The sequence below is a fragment of the Pseudomonas sp. S2_C03 genome (genome assembly GCF_054668405.1).
On record NZ_CP162766.1, the window covers coordinates 3740357 to 3764578 of the forward strand.

Genomic DNA, 24222 nt, shown 5'->3' on the forward strand with positions numbered 1-24222 from the left:
GTTAGGGGAACACCACCGGCGTCGACACCGAGCAAACTTGCAGAAGTCCGAATGCAGCGACCAAAACAAGCCACCTAGGATCACGCTGATAGTCCGGGTACCAGCCCGGATGCCCCTGCTTGTCTCATTTCTTCAAAATAAGAGCCGCAACTTCACGAGCTGCTGCTCAGGTTAAAACTACGGCGCCGGTTGAAGCCTGCGCCGCAGCATCTACGGGTACAACAGTCCTACGGGTACTGCAGCTGAATCACACGCCGCTTTGCAGCAACATGTTACGTACGTGACCGATGGCCTTAGTCGGGTTCAGGCCTTTCGGACAAACGTTGACGCAGTTCATGATCCCGCGGCAGCGGAATACGCTGAACGGGTCATCCAGCGAAGCCAGACGCTCGGCAGTCTTGGTGTCGCGGCTGTCTGCCAGGAAGCGGTACGCTTGCAGCAGGGCAGCTGGACCCAGGAACTTGTCCGGGTTCCACCAGAAGGACGGGCAAGAGGTCGAGCAGCAGGCGCACAGGATGCACTCGTACAGACCGTCGAGCTTTTCGCGCTCTTCAGGGGACTGCAGACGCTCGATGGCCGGAGCCGGCGTGTCGTTCTGCAGGTATGGCTTAACCTTCTCGTATTGCTTGTAGAAGATGCTCATATCGACGACCAGGTCACGGATCACCGGAAGACCTGGCAGAGGACGAACGATCAACTTGTTACCTTTTACGACAGCGGACAGCGGCGTGATGCACGCCAGGCCGTTCTTGCCGTTGATGTTCATGCCGTCGGAGCCGCAAACGCCCTCACGGCAGGAGCGACGATAGGAGAAACCCTCGTCCTGTTCCTTGATCAGCGCGAGCACGTCCAGCACCATCAGGTCCTTACCACCGGTATCGACCTGGAATTCCTGCATGAACGGCGCAGCGTCCTGATCAGGGTTGTAGCGATAAACACTGACTTGCAACATGGCGGCCACCCTTAATAAGTCCGAATCTTAGGTTCAAAAGTCGGAACCGTCTTCGGCGAGAAGTTCACGGCACGCTTGGCAACGCGCTTGTCACCCGGGAAGTACAGGGTGTGGCACAGCCAGTTTTCGTCGTCACGGTCTTCGAAGTCTTCACGGGCGTGAGCACCGCGGGACTCTTTACGTACTTCGGCAGCGATGGCGGTAGCTTCAGCCACTTCCAGCAGGTTTTGCAGTTCCAGTGCCTCGATACGAGCCGTGTTGAACGCTTGCGACTTGTCGTTGATCTTGACGTTGGCAATGCGCTTGCGCAGGTCGGCCAGTTGGGCAATACCCTTCTGCATGTATTCGCCGGTACGGAATACACCGAAGTAGTTCTGCATGCAGCTTTGCAGCTCGCGACGCAGGGTAGCCACGTCTTCGCCATCAGTACGCTCGTTGAGGGCGGACAGACGGGCCAGAGCGGCATTGATGTTGGCTTCGGTGGCGTCGTCGTAGTTGATACCGTCGGTCAGCGCCTTTTCCAGGTGCAGACCGGCAGCACGGCCGAATACCACCAGGTCGAGCAGCGAGTTGCCGCCCAGGCGGTTGGCACCGTGAACCGATACGCAAGCCACTTCGCCTACAGCGAACAGGCCCGGGATGATGGTGTCCACGCCTTCGCCATTCTGGGTGATCGCCTGGCCGTGAATGTTGGTGGCAACGCCGCCCATCATGTAGTGGCAGGTTGGAACAACCGGAACCGGAGCAACGACTGGGTCAACGTGAGCAAACGTTTTCGACAGTTCGCAAATACCAGGCAGACGGCTGTGCAACACTTCCTCGCCCAAGTGGTCGAGTTTAAGCATTACGTGGTCGCCGTTCGGACCGCAACCGTTACCCGCGATGATCTCTTTAACCATCGAGCGAGCAACCACGTCACGACCTGCCAGGTCTTTGGCGTTCGGAGCATAACGCTCCATGAAACGCTCGCCGTGCTTGTTGATCAGGTAACCACCTTCACCACGGCACCCTTCGGTGACCAGTACACCGGCGCCGGCGATGCCGGTTGGGTGGAACTGCCACATTTCGATGTCTTGCACCGGTACGCCTGCACGCAGGGCCATACCGACGCCGTCACCGGTGTTGATCAGGGCATTGGTGGTCGAAGCGTAGATACGGCCAGCGCCACCGGTCGCCAGCACAGTGGCTTTTGCACGGATGTAGGTGGTTTCACCGGTTTCGATGCAGATGGCGATAACGCCGACGAACTCGCCTGCGTCGTTCTTCACCAGGTCAACGGCGTAGTACTCGTTCAGGAACGTGGTACCGGCTTTCAGGTTGCCTTGATAAAGCGTGTGCAGCAGGGCGTGACCGGTACGGTCGGATGCCGCACAGGTACGGGCAGCCTGGCCGCCTTTACCGTAATCCTTGGACTGACCGCCGAACGGACGCTGGTAGATACGGCCTTGCTCGGTACGGGAGAACGGCAGCCCCATGTGGTCCAGCTCGAAAACCGCGGCAGGACCTTCCTGACACATGTATTCGATAGCGTCCTGGTCACCGATGTAGTCGGAACCCTTGACGGTATCGTACATGTGCCAGCGCCAGTCATCGTTCGGATCCGCAGAGGCGATGGCGCAGGTGATGCCGCCTTGAGCCGATACGGTGTGCGAACGCGTCGGGAACACCTTGGTGATCACGGCAGTCTTGTGACCGCCCTGTGCCAGCTGCAGCGCTGCGCGCATGCCGGCGCCGCCGCCACCAATGATGATGGCGTCGAAAGAAATCGTTGGAATGTTAGCCATGACTCAGATACCCCAGAGAATCTGCACACCCCAGACGAAGTAAGCGAACATCGCAACGCCGCATACTGCCTGGAAAAGGAAACGGATTGCAGTCGCGGACTTGCCGAACGCCATTGGCGTCAGGTAGTCGGTCGCGATGGTCCACATGCCGACCCAGGCGTGAGCGCCGAGGGCAACAAGGGCCAGGAGACTGAAAATACGCATCCAGTTGCTTGCGAACAGTTCATGCCATTGGGCGTAGCCGATGCCAGGGTGGGCAACGACGTATCCGATCAGGAAAATGAAGTAAGCCGCGAGAACGACCGCCGACACACGTTGCGCCATCCAGTCATAGAGGCCCGAACGCGAGAGGTTCGTGACGTTAGTTACCATATCCAAACTCCTGCCAGAACGATTACCACCACGGAAACGGCGATAACGATTTTCGAGCCCAGCTTGCCGCCTTCCAGCGTCTCACCGATGCCCATGTCCATGATCAAGTGGCGCACACCGGCTACCAGGTGATACAGCAGAGCGGACAGGATGCCCCAAATCACTAGCTTGGCTAGCGGACTGGTCAGACACGCTTTCACCTCGCCGAAGCCTTCCTCGGAACTGAGCGACTTGTCCAATGCAAAAAGCATGATGGCAAGGCACACGAAGAGGATGACACCGGAAATACGGTGAAGAATGGACGTGTAAGCAGTGACTGGGAGTTTGATGGTCCTTAGGTCTAGGTTTACAGGTCGTTGGCTTTTCACGGCTTATTTTTCACACTGAAGAGCCCCTAACAATCAGGGCAAAGTTGTTGGGGAGTGCACTGGTCAGGTAACCACCACCCAGGGAGGCGACCCCCAATAACGCAAGCCCAAAAGCCCTTGGCGGTCGGCTGCCGAGTATAGACAGTTAGGCTACTAATGACAACGCGTTCACCTTCCCCTAATAGCGGATTGCGCAAGTTGGATAAAAGGCGTAAATGGCAGGCAATTTCGAGAAAAAAGTAGGGTTAAAGCCTTCTGGAGCAAGACTTTAGGCAAATTGACATTCGAATTTATCTCACTATAGTGGTGCGGGCCCTGCGTGGGGGGTCTGTCTGATGATTTCAAGCATAAATAGGAGGCCACATGGCTGACAAAAAAGCGCAGTTGATCATCGAGGGCGCAGCCCCCGTCGAGCTGCCCATTTTAACCGGCACCGTTGGTCCCGATGTTATCGACGTACGGGGCCTGACGGCCACGGGCCGTTTCACCTTTGACCCAGGTTTCATGTCGACCGCCTCCTGCGAGTCGAAGATCACCTATATCGACGGCGACAATGGCATCCTGCTGCATCGCGGCTACCCGATCGAGCAACTGGCTGAGAAGTCGGACTATCTGGAAACCTGCTACCTGCTGCTCAACGGCGAATTGCCGACCGCAGAACAGAAGGCCCAGTTCGTCAGCACCGTCAAGAACCACACCATGGTTCACGAACAGCTGAAGACGTTCTTCAACGGCTTCCGTCGCGACGCCCACCCGATGGCCGTCATGTGCGGCGTAGTCGGCGCCCTTTCGGCCTTCTACCACGACTCCCTGGACATCAATAACCCGCAGCATCGCGAAATCTCCGCGATCCGCCTGGTTGCCAAGATGCCGACCCTGGCAGCGATGGTTTACAAGTACTCCATGGGGCAACCCATGATGTACCCGCGTAACGACCTGTCGTACGCCGAAAACTTCCTGCACATGATGTTCAACACCCCGTGCGAGATCAAACCGATCAGCCCGGTGCTCGCCAAGGCCATGGACCGAATCTTCATCCTCCATGCCGACCACGAGCAGAACGCTTCGACCTCCACCGTGCGCCTGGCCGGCTCTTCGGGTGCCAACCCGTTCGCCTGCATCGCCGCCGGCATCGCCGCACTGTGGGGCCCTGCCCACGGCGGTGCGAACGAAGCCGTGCTGACCATGCTCGATGAAATCGGAGATGTCTCGAACATCGACAAGTTCATCGCCAAGGCCAAGGACAAGAACGATCCGTTCAAGCTGATGGGCTTCGGTCACCGCGTTTACAAGAACCGCGACCCACGCGCCACCGTCATGAAGCAGACCTGCGACGAAGTGCTGAAGGAACTGGGCATCAACAACGATCCGCAACTCGAGCTGGCCATGCGCCTAGAAGAGATTGCCTTGACCGACCCGTACTTCATCGAGCGCTCGCTGTACCCGAACGTCGACTTCTACTCGGGGATCATCCTCAAGGCGATCGGCATTCCAACCAGCATGTTTACCGTGATCTTCGCCCTGGCGCGCACCGTAGGCTGGATTTCGCACTGGAAAGAAATGCTCTCCAGCCCGTACAAGATCGGCCGCCCTCGCCAGCTGTACACCGGCTACGAGTCGCGTGACATCACCAAGCTGGAAGACCGCAAGTAAGACCTGTCTTGCTCTAGCGTGTTGAGTTGCACCGAGAACGGCCTCTATCCCTATAGAGGCCGTTTTTGTTTGTGGCCGATACGGAACACCACCCCCCCTGTAGGAGCGAGCTTGCTCGCGATGGTAGCCCGGACACCGCTGGATGCCTGGATGCCTGCGGCGCCTGAACAACCATCGCGAGCAAGCTCGCTCCTACAGGGGGCGGGGAAGCCGGGGGACGGGCGGGCAAAAAAATACCCCGATCTCTTGACCGGGGTATTCTTCAAGCTTCGCTATCTATATAAAAGTATCAAGCCTTAGTGCGAAACCGCCCCACTCGCGCCCAGACCGGTCTGCGAGCGAACGAATTGCGGGAAGAACAGCGCCCGCTCGTTGTCGGCTGCAGTCGATTTGTCGGTGATCGAGAAGAACCAGATCCCCACGAAGGCAATGATCATCGAGAACAGCGCCGGGTACTCATACGGGAAGATAGCCTTCTCGTGATGCAGGATCTGCACCCAGATGGTTGGACCGAGGATCATCAGGCCCACGGCACTGAGCAGCCCCAGCCAGCCGCCGATCATCGCACCGCGGGTGGTCAGTTTCTTCCAGTACATGGAAAGCAGCAGCACCGGGAAGTTGCAGCTCGCGGCAATGGAGAACGCCAGGCCCACCATGAACGCGATGTTCTGGCTTTCGAACAGAATGCCCAAGCCAATCGCCAATACCGCAAGGGCGATGGTGGTAATTTTCGAAACGCGGATTTCGTCCTTCTCGTTGGCCTTACCTTTCTTGATCACGCTGGCGTAAAGGTCGTGGGACACCGCCGAGGCACCGGCCAGGGTCAGGCCCGCAACTACAGCCAGGATGGTCGCGAACGCAACCGCCGAGATGAAGCCCAGGAAGATGCTGCCGCCCACTGCGTCGGCCAGGTGCACCGCCGCCATGTTGTTACCGCCCAACAGCGCACCCGCCGCATCCTTGAACGCAGGGTTGGTGCTGACCAAAAGGATCGCGCCGAAGCCGATGATGAAGGTCAGGATGTAGAAGTAACCAATGAAGCCAGTCGCGTACAGTACGCTTTTGCGAGCTTCCTTCGCGTCACTTACAGTGAAGAAGCGCATCAGGATGTGCGGCAGGCCAGCAGTACCGAACATCAGTGCCAGGCCGAGCGAGAATGCGGAGATCGGATCTTTCACCAGACCGCCAGGGCTCATGATTGCCTCACCTTTGGGGTGAACCTTGACCGCCTCGGAGAACAGCGTGCTGAAGTCGAAGTTGACGTGCTTCATCACCATCAGTGCCATGAAGGACGCACCGGACAGCAGCAGCACCGCCTTGATGATCTGCACCCAAGTGGTTGCCAGCATGCCGCCGAACAGCACGTAGGCGCACATCAGGATACCCACCAGGATCACCGCAACGTGGTAGTCGAGGCCGAACAGCAGTTGGATCAGCTTACCGGCACCGACCATTTGCGCAATCAGGTAGAACGCCACCACCACCAGCGAACCACAGGCGGACAGCGAGCGAATCTGGGTTTGGCCCAGGCGATAGGACGCCACATCGGCAAACGTGTATTTACCCAGGTTACGCAGACGCTCGGCGATCAGGAAGAGAATGATCGGCCAGCCCACCAGGAAGCCGATCGAATAGATCAAGCCATCGTAGCCGGAGGTGAACACCAGCGCGGAAATCCCCAGGAAGGACGCTGCGGACATGTAGTCACCAGCAATCGCCAGACCGTTCTGGAAACCTGTGATTTTGCCGCCCGCCGCATAGTAGTCGGCAGCCGACTTGTTGCGCTTGGACGCCCAGTAGGTGATGCACAAGGTCGCGCCGACGAACGCGACGAACATCAGGATCGCGGATACGTTGAGAGGTTGTTTTTGCACGGCACCGGTCAGGGCATCAGCTGCCCAGGCGCCCGGTGCAAAGGCCGCGATACTCAAAAGAGCCATTAGACGCCGGATCATTGCTGAGCCTCCTTGAGAATCGCATTGTTCAGGTCGTCGAACTCGCCGTTGGCGCGTCGCACGTAGATCCCGGTGAGGATGAACGCCGAAACGATCAAGCCGACACCAATTGGAATACCCCAGGTAATGGATGACTCAGGGCTGATTTTCGCCCCCAGCACCTGCGGCCCGTAAGCGATCAGAAGGATGAAGCCAGAGTAAAGCCCAAGCATGATCGCCGAAAGAATCCAGGCGAACCTTTCTCGCTTGCTCACCAGCTCCTTGAATCGGGGGCTGTTTTGAATCGAGAGGTAAATGCTGTCGTTCATTGTTTTTATCCTCGCAGCACAGATTATTGTTGGAACGGTACCCACTTTATTCGGCTGCGAGCCGGGTTCCAGACGACCTTAGTCTTAGATCGCCATTACAGAGTCGCCAATTTCAAACATGGGAACATAAATGTGGGAGCGGGCTTGCTCGCGATGGCGGTGTGTCAGTCAACATTTGCGTGCCTGACAATCCGCTATCGCGAGCAAGCTCGCTCCTACAGGAGGGGGGAGAAAGCTTGTCTGATTAACTCAACCGCTTACTTGACCCACTCCGCCACACGATCCGGGTGTTTGGCGACCCAGTCCTTGGCAGCCGCGTCAGGCTTGGCGCCTTCCTGGATGGCCAGCATGACTTCACCGATTTCATCCTTCGAAGCCCACTGGAAGTTTTTCAGGAACTTGGCCACTTCCGGCGCCTTGGTATCCAGCTCCTTGCTGCCGATGCTGTTCACGGTTTCAGCCGCGCCATACACCCCTTTAGGGTCTTCGAGGAAGCGCAGTTTCCACTTGGCGAACATCCAGTGCGGCACCCAGCCGGTCACGGCAATGGATTCATTTTTCTTCTCGGCACGGGTCAGCTCGGCAATCATGCCGGCGCCGGAACTGGCCTTGAGTTGATAGCCGGTCAGGTCGTAATCCTTGATGGCCTGCTCGGTCTTGAGCATCACGCCTGAACCGGCGTCGATGCCGACGATGCGTTTCTTGAAGCTGTCATCGGTTTTCAGGTCTTCAAGGGACTTGGCCTTGACGTACTCCGGCACGATCAGGCCGATTTTGGCGTCCTTGAAGTTCGGGCCGTAGTCGACGACCTGGTCCTTGTTCTTCGCCCAGTAATCACCGTGAGTCACCGGCAGCCAGGCCGACAGCATAGCGTCGAGTTTGCCGGTGGCCACGCCTTGCCACATGATGCCGGTGGCGACGGCTTGCAGCTTCACGTCATAACCGAGCTTCTGCTTGATCACTTCTGCTGCCACATGAGTCGTCGCAACGCTGTCGGACCAGCCGTCAACGTAACCGATGCTCAGGGTCTGCTTTTCTGCGTTGGCGAATGTCGAACCCATCGCAAGTACCAGAGCGGCACCTGCGCCTAAAAGTCGTCGCATCTTCATCGTTACTTCCCCGAAAGTGCTGCGCTCGACGGGTGCCGAGCCGCGTCAACGTATTGTTATGGTGCACAGCGCCCCCATCACGCTTCACCGCAAACTCATTCGAACATCAGCGGAGTACTGACGCTTTGATCATCAACCTGACGCCAACCTGAACCTGTGCTGCCAGCGACCTCAAGGCATCGAGAAACGACATCAGAACGCCATTAACCACACGCCATATAAATGTCTCGGACGATCAGCCTGAACTTTGCATGTCAAAATCGTGCAGGCCACCAAGCGCGCTGCAAATGCAGGTAACATGCGCCGCTTTGCTTCCGGACGGCTGACCATGCCCGCGACCTCACGCTTTCCTTTTTTGCCTATTTGTTCGCTTGCCTGCTGGGCCTGTTTGCCCTGGGTGGCTTTTGGTATGGCATCGGCCAGCCGGTGATCCTGCCCGATGTCGCCAGCGCCACGCACAAGCTTCAATGCGCGTCCTACACCCCGTTCGACAAGGATCAATCACCGTTCGATCAGCCGTTCAAGCTGCGTCCCGAGCGCATGGACGCCGACCTGGCCCTGCTGTCCACGCGCTTTGAGTGCATCCGCACCTACTCGATGACGGGTCTCGACGCCCTGCCGGATCTCGCACGCAAACACGGCCTGAAGTTAATGATTGGCGCCTGGGTCAACAGCAACCCGGTGGACACCGAGAAAGAGGTCGACCTGCTGATCGCGTCCGCCAACGCCAACCCGGATGTGGTCAGCGCAGTGATCGTCGGCAACGAAGCATTGTTGCGCAAAGAGGTGACCGGCCCACAACTCGCCAGACTGATCAACAAGGTTAAAAGCCAGGTCAAACAACCGGTCACTTACGCCGATGTCTGGGAGTTCTGGCTCAAGCATCCCGAAATCGCACCGGCGGTAGACTTCCTGACCATCCATCTGCTGCCGTACTGGGAAGACGATCCTTCCAATATCGATGCCGCCTTGCAGCATGTGGCCGAGGTACGCCAAGTATTCGGCAACAAGTTCGCGCCCAAGGACGTGATGATCGGCGAAACCGGCTGGCCCAGCGAAGGCCGCCAACGTGAAACGGCATTACCGAGCCGAGTCAACGAAGCCAAGTTCATTCGCGGTTTTGTCGCCATGGCCGAGCAGCAAGGCTGGCATTACAACCTGATCGAGGCCTTCGACCAACCATGGAAACGCGCCAGCGAAGGGGCGGTGGGCGGTTACTGGGGATTGTTCGATGCCGACCGCCAGGACAAGGGCGTGCTGGCAGGGCCGGTCACGAATGTGCCGTACTGGTCGCAGTGGTTGATTGTCGGTGGCTTGATCTTCATCGGCACACTGATCCTGGGCGGGCGCGTGCGTGATACACGTGCCGCCCTTGTGTTGCCGCTGCTGGGGGCGCTTGCCGCCGGTTCGCTCGGCGTATGGGGCGACTTGGCCCGAGTGACCACGCGATTTTCCAGTGAATGGCTGTGGGTCGGATTGCTGACAGCGTCGAATCTGCTGGCGCTGGCACATGGGGCACTGGCATTGAGCCCGCGCAGCGGCTGGCGTGGGCGTGCATTCAATGTGCTCGAACGTCGCTCAGGCGTGTTGGTGGCGTTGATTGGATTTGCAGCGGCGGTGTCGATGCTGGAACTGGTCTTCGACCCGCGCTATCGCAGCTTTCCGAGCGTGGCATTCATCGTGCCGGCGCTGGTCTATCTGTGTCGTCCGGTCAGCGTGCCACGTCGGGAAATTGCGTTGCTGACTTTCATCATTGGCGCCGGAATAGCGCCGCAGCTGTTTCGTGAAGGGCTGCAGAACCAGCAGGCCTGGGGTTGGGCGCTGGTGAGCGTGTTGATGGTGGCGGCGTTGTGGCGATCATTGCGGGTGCGCAAGGCTTGAATCTTCGGTGAATTTACTGGCCTCATCGCGGGCAAGCCCGCTCCTACAGGGATTTGTGGCGTACACAGGAGCGGGCTTGCCCGCGATGGCGGCCTATCAGGCGCCACGAACCAGACGCAACCCCGCAATCACCACCGCAAACACCGCCAGCGTGGTGTTGTACAGCGCCAGCGCCGGAAACCCGAGCACCAGCGCCAGCACCGCCAGCCACCATCCTACTCGCCCCGGCAGCACAAAGCCGATCAAGGCGGCGGCGACTGCTCCCCAGCCCAATACCTTGAAGTGAATCATCAACCCCAGGTTCGAACGGACCTGGCACTCCCATCGGCTCGCCTCATCGACACAGAGGCCGACCCACTGCGCATCCTCCATGAAGCCGTAACGTGCGCCATAGCTGGCGGCCAGCCATAACGGCAGCAGAATGAGCAGAAGAATCACGGGCAGGCGGCGGGACATGAAGCACTCCAATCATCGAAAACGGCGGCCAGCTTAATCGCAGGTCAGCGTTAAGCAAAACGCTAACAACTGTTAACTGGCTATCCAATCGCTGCAAAGTGTATCGTCCAGCTACTATTACTCCGAAATCAGGCCTGTTTGGTGCCGCTGCGTGGCACTTTGGCGCAAACCCGGTGGTCATAGCCTGCGAACTTCATTCGGCACCTTTCTTAAGGGATTCAGTCATGCTCCGTTCCTTGCGCTTCGCCGCCCTGTTGGGTGGCCTTATCCTGAGTGCGTCCGCACTGGCGGCAGATATCGACCCCGCCAGTTATGGCTACCCCTTGACCAACCCGTTTGAAGCGACCATCGCCACGACGCCACCGGACTTGCGTCCGGAGTTGCCACTGGACGACGACATCGATCAATCGGATCACACCCTCAGGCTACGCCCTGAGCGTGAGTTCCAGCTGCCAGACAACTTCTGGCCAGTGAAAAAACTCACCTATCGCATCGCTACCCAGGACAAACCTGCCCCGCTGATCTTCCTGATCGCCGGCACTGGCGCGCGTTATGACAGCACCCTGAACGAGTATTTGAAAAAGCTGTATTACAAGGCTGGCTACCACGTAGTACAGCTGTCTTCGCCCACCAGCTTCGACTTCATCAGCGCGGCGTCGCGCTTTGCCACGCCAGGCATCACCAAGGACGATGCCGAAGACATGTATCGCGTCATGCAGGCCGTGCGGGCGCAAAACCCGAAGTTGCCGGTCACCGATTACTACCTCACGGGGTACAGCCTGGGCGCACTGGATGCGGCATTCGTCGCCCATCTGGACGAAACCCGCCGCAGTTTCAATTTCAAGAAAGTCCTGCTGCTCAACCCGCCGGTCAACCTCTACACCTCGATCACAAACCTCGACAAGCTTGTTCAAACCGAGGTCAAGGGCATCAACAACACCACCACCTTCTATGAGCTGGTGCTGAACAAACTGACCCGCTACTTCCAGCAGAAAGGCTACATCGACCTCAACGATGCGCTGCTCTATGACTTCCAGCAGTCCAAGCAGCATTTGAGCAACGAGCAGATGGCAATGCTGATCGGCACCTCGTTCCGCTTCTCGGCCGCCGATATCGCTTTTACCTCGGACCTGATCAACCGTCGCGGCCTGATCACGCCGCCCAAGACGCCGATCACCGAGGGCACCAGCCTTACGCCGTACCTCAAGCGTGCGTTGCAATGCGACTTCGACTGCTACATCACCGAACAGGTCATCCCGATGTGGCGCGCCCGCACCGATGGCGGCAGCCTGCTGCAACTGATCGACCAGGTGAGCCTGTACGCACTGGCGGATTACCTGCACAAGAGCCCTAAAATTGCCGTCATGCACAACGCCGATGACGTGATCCTGGGCCCGGGCGACCTCGGTTTCCTGCGCCGCACTTTCGGCGATCGCCTGACCGTTTACCCACTGGGCGGCCATTGCGGCAACCTTAACTACCGCGTCAACAGCGACGCCATGCTGGAGTTCTTCCGTGGCTAAATACCTCCTGCTTATCGCCGCGCTCCTCTGTGCAACCACCGCCAATGCTGACAACAGCAAGGCCAACGCGCCTGTGGTCATCGACAGTGATGGCTTCAAGGAACCGTTGAGCAAACTCAAGTTCAACCCGGGGCTGGACCAGCGCGAGTTCGAACGCTCCACGCTGAGTGCGTTGAATGTGTATGACCCGCTGGAATCCTGGAACCGTCGCGTCTACCACTTCAACTATCGCTTCGACGAGTGGGTATTCCTGCCGGTGGTCGATGGTTATCGCTACATCACTCCGAGCTTCGTGCGCACCGGGGTCAGCAACTTTTTCAACAACCTTGGCGACGTGCCGAACCTGCTCAACAGCCTGTTGCAGTTCAAGGGCCAGCGTTCGATGGAAATCACCGGACGCCTGCTGCTCAACACCACCATCGGCATCGCCGGCCTGTGGGACCCGGCCACCGCCATGGGGCTCCAGCGACAGAGCGAAGACTTCGGCCAGACGCTGGGCTTCTACGGTGTGCCGGCCGGTGCCTACTTCGTACTGCCGATACTCGGGCCGTCGAACCTGCGCGATACCGGCGGTTTGGTGGTGGACTTCAGCGCCGAGAACGCGATCAACTTCCTCAACGTGGCCGAAGTCAGCTCAAACCACCCGGAAGTGTGGGCCTTGCGGGCTGTGGACAAGCGCTATCAGACCAGCTTCCGCTACGGTCAGCTGAACTCGCCGTTCGAGTATGAAAAGGTGCGTTACGTGTATACCGAGTCGCGCAAGTTGCAGATTGCCGAGTAACCAAAGGCAACAGCTAAACCTGTGGGAGCGGGCTTGCTCGCGAAGACATTGTATCCGTCGACGTTTGAGTCGAATGATGCACCGCCTTCGCGAGCAAGCCCGCTCCCACATCCGTTCAGTGTTTCAATTCAACCTTTGAACGCCTTCCAGATTTTGCCAACAGCCATCACCACCGCCAGCACCGCCGCCCCCGCGATAATCCCCGCCACGCCATTGAGCAACATCGACACGATAAACCCGGCCCCACCGGCCCCGGCACTGACACTCTCGATCCAGTGATGCACCACCGGCACCCCGTGGGTGAGAATCCCGCCGCCTACCAGGAACATCGCCGCCGTACCAATCACCGACAGGCTTTTCATCATGTACGGTGCCGCGCGCAGAATCCCGGCACCGACGCTACGGGCCATCTGCCCTGGCTTTTGCGTCAGCCACAAGCCCAGATCGTCGAGTTTGACGATCCCCGCCACCAGGCCATAGACGCCGATGGTCATGACGATCGCGATGCCCGATAGCACGATGACTTGCTGGGTCAGAGACGCCCCCGCCACCGTGCCAAGGGTGATGGCGATGATTTCCGCCGAGAGAATGAAGTCGGTGCGGATCGCACCCTTGATCTTGTCCTTTTCGAACGCCACCAGATCCACTGCCGGGTCTGCCACGGCCTCGACCAATTGCGCGTGCTCCGTCTGTTCTTCGGCCTTGCTGTGCAGGATTTTGTGAGCGAGTTTTTCGAATCCTTCGAAACACAGGTAAGCGCCACCGACCATCAACAGAGGCGTCACCAGCCAGGGGATGAATGCGCTGATGGCCAGAGCCGAAGGCACCAGGATCAGTTTGTTGATGAACGATCCCTTGGCAACCGCCCACACCACGGGGATTTCCCGTTCGGCCCGCACACCGCTCACCTGCTGGGCATTGAGCGCCAGATCGTCGCCCAACACGCCGGCGGTTTTCTTGGCGGCCATTTTGGTCATCAACGCCACGTCGTCCAGCACGGCGGCAATGTCGTCGATCAGCAACAGTAGGCTGCTTCCTGCCATGAATCACGCTTCCTTCTTTGTATGGATGCCAAGCAGCATAGCGCGGCGGCGCGCCGCATGGAGCATTCTTGAGCGCCGCCGAAGCCCGGTGCTACCATGCGCAACCGCCAGAACAGGCAAGGAACCCCCTGGTTTATGAGCACGATCCGCGAGCGCAACAAACAACTGATACTGCGTGCCGCCAGTGAAGAATTTGCCGACAAAGGCTTCGCTGCGACCAAAACCAGCGACATCGCCGCCAGGGCCGGGTTGCCCAAGCCCAACGTCTATTACTATTTCAAGACCAAGGAAAACCTCTACCGCGAGGTCCTGGAAAGCATCATTGAGCCGATTCTGCAGGCTTCGACCCCCTTCAACCCTGAAGGCGAACCCAATGATGTACTGAGCGGCTACATCCGTTCGAAAATCCGCATATCCCGCGACCTGCCCTTTGCCTCGAAAGTGTTCGCCAGCGAAATCATGCACGGCGCCCCGCACCTGAGCAGCGATCTGGTCGAACAGCTCAACAGCCAGGCCCGGCACAACATCGCCTGCATCCAGACCTGGATCGACCGTGGCCAGATCGCCCCGCTCGACCCCAACCACCTGATGTTCAGCATCTGGGCGGCCACCCAGACTTACGCCGACTTCGACTGGCAAATCACCGCCGTCACCGGCAAGGAAAAGCTGGACGAAGCCGATTATGAAGCGGCGGCACAGACGATTATCCGGTTGGTGCTCAAGGGATGTGAGCTGGATCGGTAGATCGCGGCGCCCCCTTCGCGAGCAAGCCCGCTCCCACATTGGAATGCATTCCCCTGTGGGAGCGGGCTTGCTCGCGAAAGCGGTATAACAGTCAAACAAGTCTCAAACCACCACCCCCGCATCCGCCCGCAACCCCAGCGCTTCGATCGCCTCGATCGCGCACTGCTCGTCGACATCCGACAAATCTCCGCTGATCCCCACCGCTCCCAACACAATGCCCTCCTGGTCTTTCACCAGTACGCCGCCTGGAGCTGGCACGACGCTGCCCTGCCCCATGGTGTTCAAGGAGGCGATGAACGCCGGGCGTTGCTGGGCGTCCGAGGCCAGCAGGCGCGACCCCTTGCCCAGGGCGATGGCGCCCCAGGCTTTGCCGATGGCGACCTGCGGACGCAGCAGGCTGGCGCCGTCTTCACGTTGCAGGGCGATCAGATGCCCGCCGGCATCGAGCACCGCGATGGTCAGGGGGGCGGCCGCAATGGCCCGCCCGGCGTTGATGGCCTCGTTGACCAGGTTGACTGCCACTTTCAAGGTTAAAGCGCTCATGGTGCTGTCCTCATTTTGTTATAGGGAAAGCGGTCGAGCTGCGCGTTTACGTCGCAGCCTCATGCAACAAATAGAACACAGTAAATTATCTTTTTGTATACAATAATTCGCGTAAAACGTTACATGTGACGAAAAGCCACAGCAATTTGGCCTTCCGACGAATGAAACAGGCGCTTGAGAAAATGGATTGACCTTCGCAGCCAGTCGTGAATAAACTCCACACAAAGCCACTTGTATACAATTACAAAACGTAAAGAGGCACAAAACCATGAGCAAAATGAGAGCAATCGAAGCCGCCGTTCTGGTGATGCGCCGTGAAGGGGTTGAAACCGCCTTTGGCATTCCCGGCGCCGCGATCAACCCGTTGTACTCCGCCCTGCAAAAGGTCGGCGGCATCGATCACGTCCTCGCTCGCCACGTTGAAGGCGCCTCGCACATGGCCGAGGGCTACACCCGCACCAAGGCCGGCAATATCGGCGTGTGCATCGGCACTTCCGGTCCTGCCGGTACCGACATGGTCACGGGCCTGTACAGCGCCTCCGCCGACTCGATTCCGATCCTGTGCATCACCGGCCAGGCTCCGCGCGCCCGTATGCACAAGGAAGACTTCCAGGCTGTCGACATCACCAGCATCGTCAAGCCAGTGACCAAGTGGGCAACCACGGTCCTGGAGCCGGGCCAGGTGCCGTACGCGTTCCAGAAAGCTTTTTATGAAATGCGCTCCGGTCGTCCAGGCCCAGTGCTGATCGATCTGCCGTTCGACGTGCAGATGGCCGAAATCGAATTCGACATCGATGCCTATCAGCCGCTGCCCCTGGCCAAGCCCTGCGCCACCCGCGTACAAGTGGAAAAAGCCCTGGCCCTGCTCGATCAGGCCGAACGCCCACTGCTGGTGGCCGGCGGCGGCATCATCAACGCCGACGCCAGCGACCTGCTGGTCGAATTCGCCGAGCTGACCGGTATCCCGGTCGTCCCGACCTTGATGGGGTGGGGCACGATCCCCGACGATCACCCGTTGATGGTCGGCATGGTCGGCCTGCAAACCTCGCATCGCTACGGCAACGCGACCATGCTCAAGTCCGACGTGGTGCTGGGCATCGGCAACCGTTGGGCCAACCGCCACACCGGCTCGGTCGATGTCTACACCGAAGGCCGCAAGTTCATTCACGTTGACATCGAAGGCACACAGATCGGCCGCGTGTTCACCCCGGACCTGGGCATCGTGTCCGACGCCGCGGCCGCGCTCACCGTGTTCATCGAAGTCGCTCGCGAGTGGCAAGCGGCCGGCAAGCTGAAAAACCGCAGTGCCTGGTTGCAGGACTGCCAGCAGCGCAAGGCCAGCCTGCAACGCAAGACCCATTTCGACAACGTGCCGGTCAAGCCGCAACGTGTGTACGAAGAAATGAACCAGGTGTTCGGCAAGGACACCTGCTACGTCAGCACCATCGGCCTGTCTCAGATTGCCGGCGCGCAGTTCCTGCACGTCTACAAGCCACGTCACTGGATCAACTGCGGTCAGGCCGGCCCGCTGGGCTGGACCATTCCGGCAGCACTGGGCGTGGTCAAGGCCGACCCGAGCCGCAAGGTCGTGGCGTTGTCGGGCGACTATGACTTCCAGTTCATGATCGAAGAACTGGCCGTGGGCGCGCAGTTCCAGCTGCCGTACATCCACGTGGTGGTGAACAACTCATACCTGGGGCTGATCCGCCAGGCCCAGCGCGGTTTCGAAATGGACTACTGCGTGCAGCTGTCCTTCGATAATCTGAACGCGCCAGAGCTCAACGGTTATGGCGTCGATCACGTAGCGGTGGCCGAAGGCCTGGGCTGCAAGGCGCTGCGGGTGTTCGAACCGGCTGACATCGCCCCTGCCCTGCGCAAGGCCGAGGCGCTGATCGAAGAGTTCAAGGTGCCGGTGATCGTCGAGATTATCCTGGAGCGCGTGACCAACATTTCCATGGGCACCGAAATCAACGCGGTCAACGAGTTCGAAGACCTGGCGCTGGTCGGCAACGATGCGCCGACGGCGATTTCGATGCTTGATTAACAATTGAAGCTCCCCCTGTAGGAGCGAGTTTGCTCGCGATAGCGGTGTGTCAGATATGCACTATCGCGAGCAAGCTCGCTCCTGCAGGGGGTCCTCACAAGATTTACAGGAGACCACCATGCCGCGTTTCGCAGCCAACCTGTCCATGCTGTTCACCGAGCAGGATTTTCTCGCCCGTTTCGAAGCGGCCGCCAAGGCCGGCTTCAGTGGCGTCGAGTACCTGTTCCCCTACGATTTCAGCTCCGCCGAAATCAAGGCCCGGCTTGATGCCAACGGCCTGACCCAGGTGCTGTTCAACCTGCCCGCCGGTGACTGGGCCAAGGGCGAACGCGGCCTGGCCTGCCTGCCGGACCGGGTTGAAGAGTTTCGCGCCGGCGTCGACCTGGCGATTGCTTACGCGCAAGTACTGGGCAATACCCAGGTCAACTGCCTGGCCGGCATCCGCCCGCAAGGCGTCGATGATGCCACCGTGGAAAAGACCTTCGTCGCCAACCTCAAGTACGCGGCCGACAAGCTGCAAGCGGCGGGCATCAAACTGGTGATGGAGGCGATCAACACCCGCGACATTCCAGGCTTCTACCTGAACAACACGGCGCAGGCCCTGTCGATTCGCGAACAGGTGGGCAGCGCCAATCTGTTCCTGCAATACGACATCTATCACATGCAAATCATGGAAGGGGACCTCGCCCGCACCATGGCCACGCACCTGAGCGAGATCAACCACATCCAGTTGGCCGACAATCCGGGGCGCAACGAACCAGGCACAGGTGAGATCAACTACCGCTTCCTGTTCGAACACCTGGACAGCATCGGTTATCAGGGTTGGGTCGGTTGCGAATACAAGCCACTGACCACGACCGAAGCGGGCCTGGGCTGGCTGAAAACCCATAACGCGATCTGACCCCCTCCCCTATAGGAGCGAGCTTGCTCGCGATGAGGCCGGCACATTCAACACCCCTGTTGCCTGACACACCGCTATCGCGAGCAAGCTCGTTCCTACAGGGGGCAGGCGTTGCGACTCATTAATACAAGAGGAATTTCTCATGGCTAAAATCGGATTCATCGGCACCGGCATCATGGGCCACCCAATGGCGGCGAACCTGCAGAAAGCCGGTCACAGCCTGTTCCTGTCAGCGCACCACGATGCTGCCCCGGCCGATCTGGTCGCCGCAGGTGCCATCGCCCTGGCCAACCCGAAAGAAGTGGCGCAGGAAGCCGAATTCATCATCGTCATGGTGCCGGACACCCCGCAGGTCGATGACGTGCTGTTCCGCGCCGACGGCGTAGCCGCCGGTGTCGGTAAAGGCAAGGTAGTGATCGACATGAGCTCGATCTCGCCGACCGCGACCAAGGCCTTTGCCGCGAAAATCAATGAAAAAGGCGCTCAGTACCTCGACGCGCCAGTCTCCGGCGGCGAAGTCGGTGCCAAGGCTGCCACATTGAGCATCATGGTCGGCGGCGACGCCGATGCCTTCGAACGCGCCCTGCCGCTGTTCCAGGCCATGGGCAAAAATATCACCCTCGTCGGCGGTAATGGCGATGGCCAGACCGCAAAAGTGGCGAACCAGATCATCGTCGCGCTGAACATCCAGGCCGTCGCGGAAGCCCTGCTGTTCGCTTCGAAAAACGGTGCCGATCCGGCCAAGGTTCGTGAAGCGTTGATGGGTGGTTTTGCGTCCTCGAAGATCCTCGAAGTGCACGGCGAGCGCATGATCAAGGGCACCTTCGATCCGGGCTTCCGCATCAGCCTGCACCAGAAGGACCTTAACCTGGCACTGCAAGGCGCCAGGGAGCTGAACATCAACCTCCCCAACACCGCCAACGCCCAACAGGTGTTCAGCACCTGCGCGGCCATCGGCGGCAGTAACTGGGACCACTCGGCACTGATCAAGGGCCTGGAACACATGGCGAATTTTTCGATTCGCGAGAAGCCGTAAGCCCTGCCCGTTCCAACCCGGTCCTGTGGGAGCGGGCTTGCCCGCGATGAAATCACCTCGGTCCACATGTACGACCGCAGCGTCTGAATCGCAGGCAAGCCAGCGCCCACAAGAGACCAGGCGCCCAGAAGTTATCGCCCTACTCCAAATAACAAGAATCCCGGGAGCCCGCCATGTCGGTCGATCCGCAACAATTGCTGCGCGAGCTGTTCACCACAGCCATCAACGCCGCCCATCCGCAGCAAGTGCTCGAAGCCCATCTGCCCGCCGATCGCACGGGGCGGGTCATCGTCATCGGCGCCGGCAAGGCCGCAGCGGCCATGGCTCAAGTGGTCGAGCGCTGCTGGCAGGGAGAGGTATCCGGCCTGGTCGTGACGCGATACGGTCATGGCGCCCCTTGCGAGAAAATCGAAGTGGTCGAGGCCGCCCACCCGGTGCCTGACGCCGCTGGCCAGGCCGTTGCCAAGCGCGTGTTCGAGCTGGTCAGCAACCTGACGCAAGAGGACCGTGTGATTTTCCTGTTGTCGGGTGGCGGTTCGGCGTTGCTGGCTTTGCCGGCCGTCGGGATCACCCTGGCCGACAAGCAATCGATCAACAAGGCCCTGCTCAAGTCCGGCGCCTCCATCGGCGAGATGAATTGCGTGCGCAAGCATCTCTCTGCAATCAAGGGCGGACGCCTGGGCAAGGCCTGCTGGCCGGCGACTGTATACACCTACGCGATTTCCGATGTACCGGGCGATCTTGCTACTGTCATTGCTTCCGGCCCCACCGTGGCGGATCCGAGCACCAGCGCTGAAGCACTGGCGATCCTCAAGCGCTACGGCATCGACGTGCCAGCGTCGGTGCGCAACTGGCTGCAAAGCCCGGAATCGGAAACCGTCAAACCCGGTGACCCAAGCCTGGCCCGCAGTCACTTCCAGTTGATCGCGCGCCCGCAGCAATCGCTGGAAGCGGCGGCGGTGAAGTGCCGTCAGGCCGGGTTCAGCCCGCTGATCCTGGGCGACCTGGAAGGTGAATCGCGCGAAGTGGCGAAAGTCCATGCCGGTATCGTCCGTCAGGTGGTGCAACACGGCCAGCCTCTGGCAGCGCCCTGCGTGATTCTCTCCGGCGGCGAAACCACCGTCACCGTGCGTGGCAATGGCCGTGGCGGACGCAATGCCGAATTCCTGCTGAGCCTGACCGACAGCCTCAAGGGCCTGCCAGGGGTCTACGCGCTGGCCGGTGACACCGATGGCATCGACGGTTCCGAAGACAACGCCGGCGCGATCATGACCCCGGACAGCTACACCCGCGCCACCGCCCTGGGCCTCAGCGCCAGCGACGAGTTGGATAACAACAACGGCTACGGCTACTTCGCGGCACTCGACGCCCTGATCGTCACCGAGCCGACGCGCACCAACGTCAACGACTTTCGCGCCATCCTGATACTCGAGAACCCTCATCATGAAGCCTGATAAAAAGGTCAAAATCCTCGCCACGCTGGGTCCTGCCATCGACGGGATCGACGGCATACGTGAACTGGTTCAGGCCGGGGTGAACATCTTCCGCCTGAACTTCAGCCACGGTGATCACGCCGACCACGCCCAGCGCTACCAATGGATTCGTGAAGTCGAGCGACAGCTCAACTATCCGCTGGGCATCCTGATGGACCTGCAAGGCCCGAAACTGCGCATTGGCAAGTTCGCCGAAGGCCGCGTTCAACTGCATCGCGGGCAGGCCCTGCGCCTGGACCTGGACCCGACGCCGGGCGACGAGCGCCGGGTCAACCTGCCGCATCCGGAAATCATTGCCGCGCTCGAACCCGGCATGGACCTGCTGCTGGACGACGGCAAGTTGCGCCTGCGGGTGGTCAGCAAGTACAGCGACGCCATCGACACCACGGTGCTCAATGGTGGTGAACTGTCCGACCGCAAGGGCGTAAACGTGCCACAAGCGGTGCTGGAGTTGAGCCCGTTGACCGCCAAGGATCGCCGCGACCTGAGCTTCGGACTTGAGCTGGGCGTGGACTGGGTGGCGCTGTCGTTCGTGCAGCGCCCGGAAGACATCCGCGAGGCCCGCACGCTGATCGGCGACAGAGCCTTCTTGATGGCGAAAATCGAGAAACCGTCGGCAGTCACTCATCTGCGGGAAATCGCCGAATTGAGCGACGCGATCATGGTCGCCCGGGGTGATCTGGGCGTGGAAGTACCGGCCGAAAGCGTGCCGCAGATCCAGAAGAACATCATTGGCATCTGCCGCCAGCTCGGCAAACCGGTGGTGGTGGCGACGCAGATGCTGGAGTCAATGCGGTTTTCCCCGGCGCCGACCCGCGCCGAAGTCACCGATGTGGCCAATGCCGTGGCCGAGGGCGCCGATGCGGTGATGCTGTCAGCGGAAACCGCGTCCGGCGAGTACCCATTGGAAGCCGTGCAGATGATGAGCAAGATCATCCGCCAGGTGGAAAACGGCCCGGACTACCAGACACAACTGGACGTGAGCCGACCGAAGGCGCAAGCCACAGTGGCCGATGCGATCAGTTGCGCGATCCGCCGCATCAGCAATGTGCTGCCCGTGGCGGTATTGGTCAATTACAGCGAGTCGGGGGCCTCCAGCCTGCGGGCGGCGCGGGAGCGGCCGACGGTGCCGATTCTCAACCTGACGCCAAATCTGCAGACAGCACGGCGCCTGACGGTAGCGTGGGGAGTGCAGTCGGTGGTCAATGACCGCCTGCGCCAGGTGGACGAGGTGTGCTCCACCGCACTGGAAATTGCCCAGGCCCAGGGCATGGCCGAACGGGGCGATACCCTGTTGATCACGGCGGGTGTGCCGTTTGGGCAGCCTGGGTCGACTAACTCGTTGCGTATCGAGACGTTGATCTAGAACGCCCTTACCAGCCTCATCGCCGGAACAGCCCCGCTCCAGTAGGAGCGGGCTTGCCTGCGATGCAGGCGACTCGGTGCCACTTCTTATTTTTTAACTGCCATGCCTGCCAATCACTTCAATACCCACTGCCCCGACTGGGCCGAAGCCCTGCTCAATGGCTTCAGCCAGATATTCCTCCAGCGCCATCCGTTATGCGGCCTGCTGTGCCTGTGTGCGATCCTGTTCACTGCGCCGGCGCTACTGGGTGGCGCGCTGCTGGGCGGCGTCGCCGGACTGCTGACCGCGCAAAGGCGCAACTATGCGAAGGCTGATCGCCAGGCTGGATTGTTCAGCTACAACGGCGTGTTGCTCGGCCTGATGTTGAGCTTGTATTTCCCTTGGTCGGCGATAATGCCACCGCTTATCCTGGCAGCCGGCGGCCTGAGCGCGATGATCACCCAGCAATGGCTCAAGCGTGCCCGGGTCAATCAATGTGTTCCCGCCTATACCGCACCATTCGTGGGTTTGAGCTGGTTACTGATGTGTTTCGCCACGCCATCGGTCCCCACACCGCTTATCGAAATGAACACCGTGGACCTGCTGGCAGCATCGCTCCGGGGGATCGGCCAGGTGATGTTTCTCGACCATCCGCTGGCCGGGGCAATGATTGCCAGCGGTTTGCTGATTGCTGATCGTCGAGCCTTCTGCTGGGCGATGACGGCGTCTCTGCTCGGCCTTGGCTCCAGCTTGCTGCATCACGAAACCGGCACCGCCCTGCTCGGCCTTGGTGGCTACAACGCCGTGCTGACCGCCCTTGCCCTCAGCACGCAGCGCCAGCACCCGTGGCTGCCGCTGCTGGGCGTCGTCATGGTGCTGTTGTTGACGCCGCTGTTCGCTGCCATTGGCCTGGCGACTCTGACCGCACCCTTCATCCTCGCCTGCTGGCTCATTCGTACCGGCATGAAAATGTTCGGCAAAACCCCGCGTGATGACACGCCTTGCGCTCACAGGGACAATCAACCTAGGCTGCGCTGATCTACGAGTCAGGCGTTATCCATGGACAGCAGCAAAAACTGGCGTGATCAGCTTTACGTCATGATTTTCCAGACCGACACCAAGGCTGGCAGGCGCTTCGACGGCATTCTGCTGTTGATCATCCTCTCAAGCCTGGTGATCGTGATGCTCGACAGCATCGACACCGTCCACAAGAATTACGCCGATGTGCTGGCGTACATCGAATGGGGCTTTACGGTGATCTTCCTCGCCGAGTACATCCTGCGCCTGTATTGCTCGCCCAAGCCGTTGCGCTATGCCTTCAGTTTTTACGGCCTGGTGGACTTGTTGGCCATCGTCCCCGGCATCCTCGCCCTCTATTACTCCGATGCCCAGTATTTGCTGATTATCCGCATCATCCGGATGCTGCGGATCTTCCGGGTGCTCAAGCTCAGCCCGTACCTCAAGCAAGCCAACTACCTGATGTCGGCGCTGCGCGGCAGCAAACAGAAGATCGTGGTGTTCCTGGTCAGCGTTTGCACACTGGTCACGGTGTTCGGCACCCTGATGTATGTCATCGAGGGTCCGGAACATGGCTTCACCAGCATCCCCAAAGGCATCTATTGGGCTATCGTGACGCTGACCACCGTGGGCTTCGGCGACATCGTGCCAAAGACGCCGCTGGGGCAGGTCATTTCGTCGCTGGTGATGATCACCGGTTACTCGATCATCGCCGTACCGACGGGGATTTTTACCGCCGAACTGGCCAATGCCATGCGTGGCGAACAGCTCCAACACGACTGCCCGGTGTGCAAGAAAAACAGCCACGAGCACGGCGCTGCATTCTGTTCCCGTTGCGGCAATGCGTTGTTTAAGAAACTGGAATAAGCAAAGTGCTTTTTAATCTTTAAACGCCTATGCGGCGCCGGTTATAG

The 24222-nt window shown here is 59.7% G+C and carries 21 protein-coding genes and 1 pseudogene; 12 read left to right on the top strand and 10 right to left on the bottom strand.

The window, feature by feature from the left end:
* Nucleotides 1-247: 247 nt before the first annotated feature.
* Genes AB4N64_RS17235 through sdhC form a run of 4 tightly spaced genes read right to left on the bottom strand, consistent with a single transcriptional unit; the run spans nt 248 to nt 3476 of the window.
* Complete coding sequence (locus tag AB4N64_RS17235; protein WP_192302072.1) at nt 248-952, bottom strand: succinate dehydrogenase iron-sulfur subunit; 705 nt, start codon at nt 950-952, stop codon at nt 248-250.
* Nucleotides 953-963: 11 nt separating this feature from the next.
* Nucleotides 964-2736 carry a succinate dehydrogenase flavoprotein subunit gene (gene sdhA / locus AB4N64_RS17240; RefSeq protein ID WP_460117103.1) on the bottom strand — a complete coding sequence of 591 codons (1773 nt, stop codon included), beginning with the start codon at nt 2734-2736 and terminating at the stop codon, nt 964-966.
* A 3-nt stretch (nt 2737-2739) separates the two neighbouring features.
* Nucleotides 2740-3108 (bottom strand): succinate dehydrogenase, hydrophobic membrane anchor protein, encoded by a 369-nt coding sequence (gene sdhD / locus AB4N64_RS17245; protein ID WP_027922414.1) that lies wholly within the window; start codon nt 3106-3108, stop codon nt 2740-2742.
* Nucleotides 3102-3476, bottom strand: coding sequence for a succinate dehydrogenase, cytochrome b556 subunit (gene sdhC / locus AB4N64_RS17250; RefSeq protein WP_460117104.1), 375 nt, complete (start codon nt 3474-3476; stop codon nt 3102-3104). The genes sdhD and sdhC overlap by 7 nt, the downstream gene beginning before the upstream one ends.
* 363 nt (nt 3477-3839) lie before the next feature.
* Between sdhC and gltA the strand changes: the two genes are divergently transcribed.
* Nucleotides 3840-5129, top strand: coding sequence for a citrate synthase (gltA, locus tag AB4N64_RS17255; RefSeq protein ID WP_421140421.1), 1290 nt, complete (start codon nt 3840-3842; stop codon nt 5127-5129).
* Nucleotides 5130-5425: 296 nt separating this feature from the next.
* Here gltA and AB4N64_RS17260 read toward each other — a convergent pair whose 3' ends face one another.
* The 3 genes from AB4N64_RS17260 to AB4N64_RS17270 all read right to left on the bottom strand — a co-directional run bounded on the left by AB4N64_RS17260 (nt 5426) and on the right by AB4N64_RS17270 (nt 8501).
* Nucleotides 5426-7084 (bottom strand): cation acetate symporter, encoded by a 1659-nt coding sequence (locus AB4N64_RS17260; protein ID WP_460117105.1) that lies wholly within the window; start codon nt 7082-7084, stop codon nt 5426-5428.
* Nucleotides 7081-7392 (bottom strand): DUF485 domain-containing protein, encoded by a 312-nt coding sequence (locus AB4N64_RS17265; protein WP_008052644.1) that lies wholly within the window; start codon nt 7390-7392, stop codon nt 7081-7083. Before AB4N64_RS17265 ends, AB4N64_RS17260 begins: the two co-directional genes overlap by 4 nt.
* Nucleotides 7393-7649: 257 nt before the next feature.
* On the bottom strand, nt 7650-8501 hold the full coding sequence (locus AB4N64_RS17270; RefSeq protein ID WP_460117106.1) for a glycine betaine ABC transporter substrate-binding protein: 852 nt from the start codon (nt 8499-8501) through the stop codon (nt 7650-7652).
* 287 nt (nt 8502-8788) lie between these two features.
* Here AB4N64_RS17270 and AB4N64_RS17275 point away from each other — a divergent pair.
* Nucleotides 8789-10382, top strand: a pseudogene (locus AB4N64_RS17275) (glycoside hydrolase family 17 protein).
* 96 nt (nt 10383-10478) lie between these two features.
* Here AB4N64_RS17275 and AB4N64_RS17280 read toward each other — a convergent pair.
* On the bottom strand, nt 10479-10838 hold the full coding sequence (locus tag AB4N64_RS17280) for a hypothetical protein (protein ID WP_460117107.1): 360 nt from the start codon (nt 10836-10838) through the stop codon (nt 10479-10481).
* A 224-nt stretch (nt 10839-11062) separates the two neighbouring features.
* Here AB4N64_RS17280 and AB4N64_RS17285 point away from each other — a divergent pair, with 224 nt between their 5' ends.
* Both AB4N64_RS17285 and AB4N64_RS17290 read left to right on the top strand, forming a co-directional pair.
* A complete protein-coding gene (locus AB4N64_RS17285; RefSeq protein WP_460117108.1) occupies nt 11063-12361 on the top strand; it encodes an alpha/beta fold hydrolase in 1299 nt (432 codons plus the stop codon).
* The gene (locus AB4N64_RS17290) at nt 12354-13142 is read left to right on the top strand and encodes an MlaA family lipoprotein (RefSeq protein ID WP_460117109.1); all 789 of its coding nucleotides are present in this window, start codon (nt 12354-12356) and stop codon (nt 13140-13142) included. Before AB4N64_RS17285 ends, AB4N64_RS17290 begins: the two co-directional genes overlap by 8 nt.
* 128 nt (nt 13143-13270) lie before the next feature.
* Here AB4N64_RS17290 and AB4N64_RS17295 read toward each other — a convergent pair whose 3' ends face one another.
* Nucleotides 13271-14185 (bottom strand): DUF808 domain-containing protein, encoded by a 915-nt coding sequence (locus tag AB4N64_RS17295; RefSeq protein ID WP_460117110.1) that lies wholly within the window; start codon nt 14183-14185, stop codon nt 13271-13273.
* Between the two features lie 135 nt (nt 14186-14320).
* On the opposite strand from AB4N64_RS17295, the gene AB4N64_RS17300 reads away from it, so the two are divergent.
* Nucleotides 14321-14929: a TetR/AcrR family transcriptional regulator gene (locus AB4N64_RS17300; protein ID WP_460117111.1), complete on the top strand. Its 609-nt coding sequence runs from the start codon at nt 14321-14323 to the stop codon at nt 14927-14929.
* Between the two features lie 102 nt (nt 14930-15031).
* Here AB4N64_RS17300 and AB4N64_RS17305 read toward each other — a convergent pair whose 3' ends face one another.
* On the bottom strand, nt 15032-15472 hold the full coding sequence (locus AB4N64_RS17305; RefSeq protein WP_460117112.1) for a GlcG/HbpS family heme-binding protein: 441 nt from the start codon (nt 15470-15472) through the stop codon (nt 15032-15034).
* Between the two features lie 268 nt (nt 15473-15740).
* Between AB4N64_RS17305 and gcl the strand changes: the two genes are divergently transcribed.
* The 7 genes from gcl to AB4N64_RS17340 all read left to right on the top strand — a co-directional run bounded on the left by gcl (nt 15741) and on the right by AB4N64_RS17340 (nt 24175).
* A complete protein-coding gene (gene gcl, locus AB4N64_RS17310; protein ID WP_460117113.1) occupies nt 15741-17516 on the top strand; it encodes a glyoxylate carboligase in 1776 nt (591 codons plus the stop codon).
* A gap of 118 nt (nt 17517-17634) precedes the next feature.
* Complete coding sequence (gene hyi, locus AB4N64_RS17315) at nt 17635-18417, top strand: hydroxypyruvate isomerase (protein WP_460117114.1); 783 nt, start codon at nt 17635-17637, stop codon at nt 18415-18417.
* Nucleotides 18418-18559: 142 nt separating this feature from the next.
* Nucleotides 18560-19453: a 2-hydroxy-3-oxopropionate reductase gene (locus AB4N64_RS17320; RefSeq protein WP_460117115.1), complete on the top strand. Its 894-nt coding sequence runs from the start codon at nt 18560-18562 to the stop codon at nt 19451-19453.
* A 173-nt stretch (nt 19454-19626) separates the two neighbouring features.
* On the top strand, nt 19627-20907 hold the full coding sequence (locus AB4N64_RS17325) for a glycerate kinase type-2 family protein (protein ID WP_460117116.1): 1281 nt from the start codon (nt 19627-19629) through the stop codon (nt 20905-20907).
* Nucleotides 20897-22312 (top strand): pyruvate kinase, encoded by a 1416-nt coding sequence (gene pyk, locus AB4N64_RS17330; RefSeq protein WP_460117117.1) that lies wholly within the window; start codon nt 20897-20899, stop codon nt 22310-22312. The genes AB4N64_RS17325 and pyk overlap by 11 nt, the downstream gene beginning before the upstream one ends.
* 102 nt (nt 22313-22414) lie before the next feature.
* Nucleotides 22415-23329, top strand: a complete 915-nt coding sequence (locus AB4N64_RS17335) for an urea transporter (RefSeq protein WP_460117118.1) — start codon at nt 22415-22417, stop codon at nt 23327-23329.
* A gap of 21 nt (nt 23330-23350) precedes the next feature.
* Nucleotides 23351-24175: an ion transporter gene (locus AB4N64_RS17340; RefSeq protein ID WP_460117119.1), complete on the top strand. Its 825-nt coding sequence runs from the start codon at nt 23351-23353 to the stop codon at nt 24173-24175.
* Nucleotides 24176-24222: the final 47 nt, after the last annotated feature.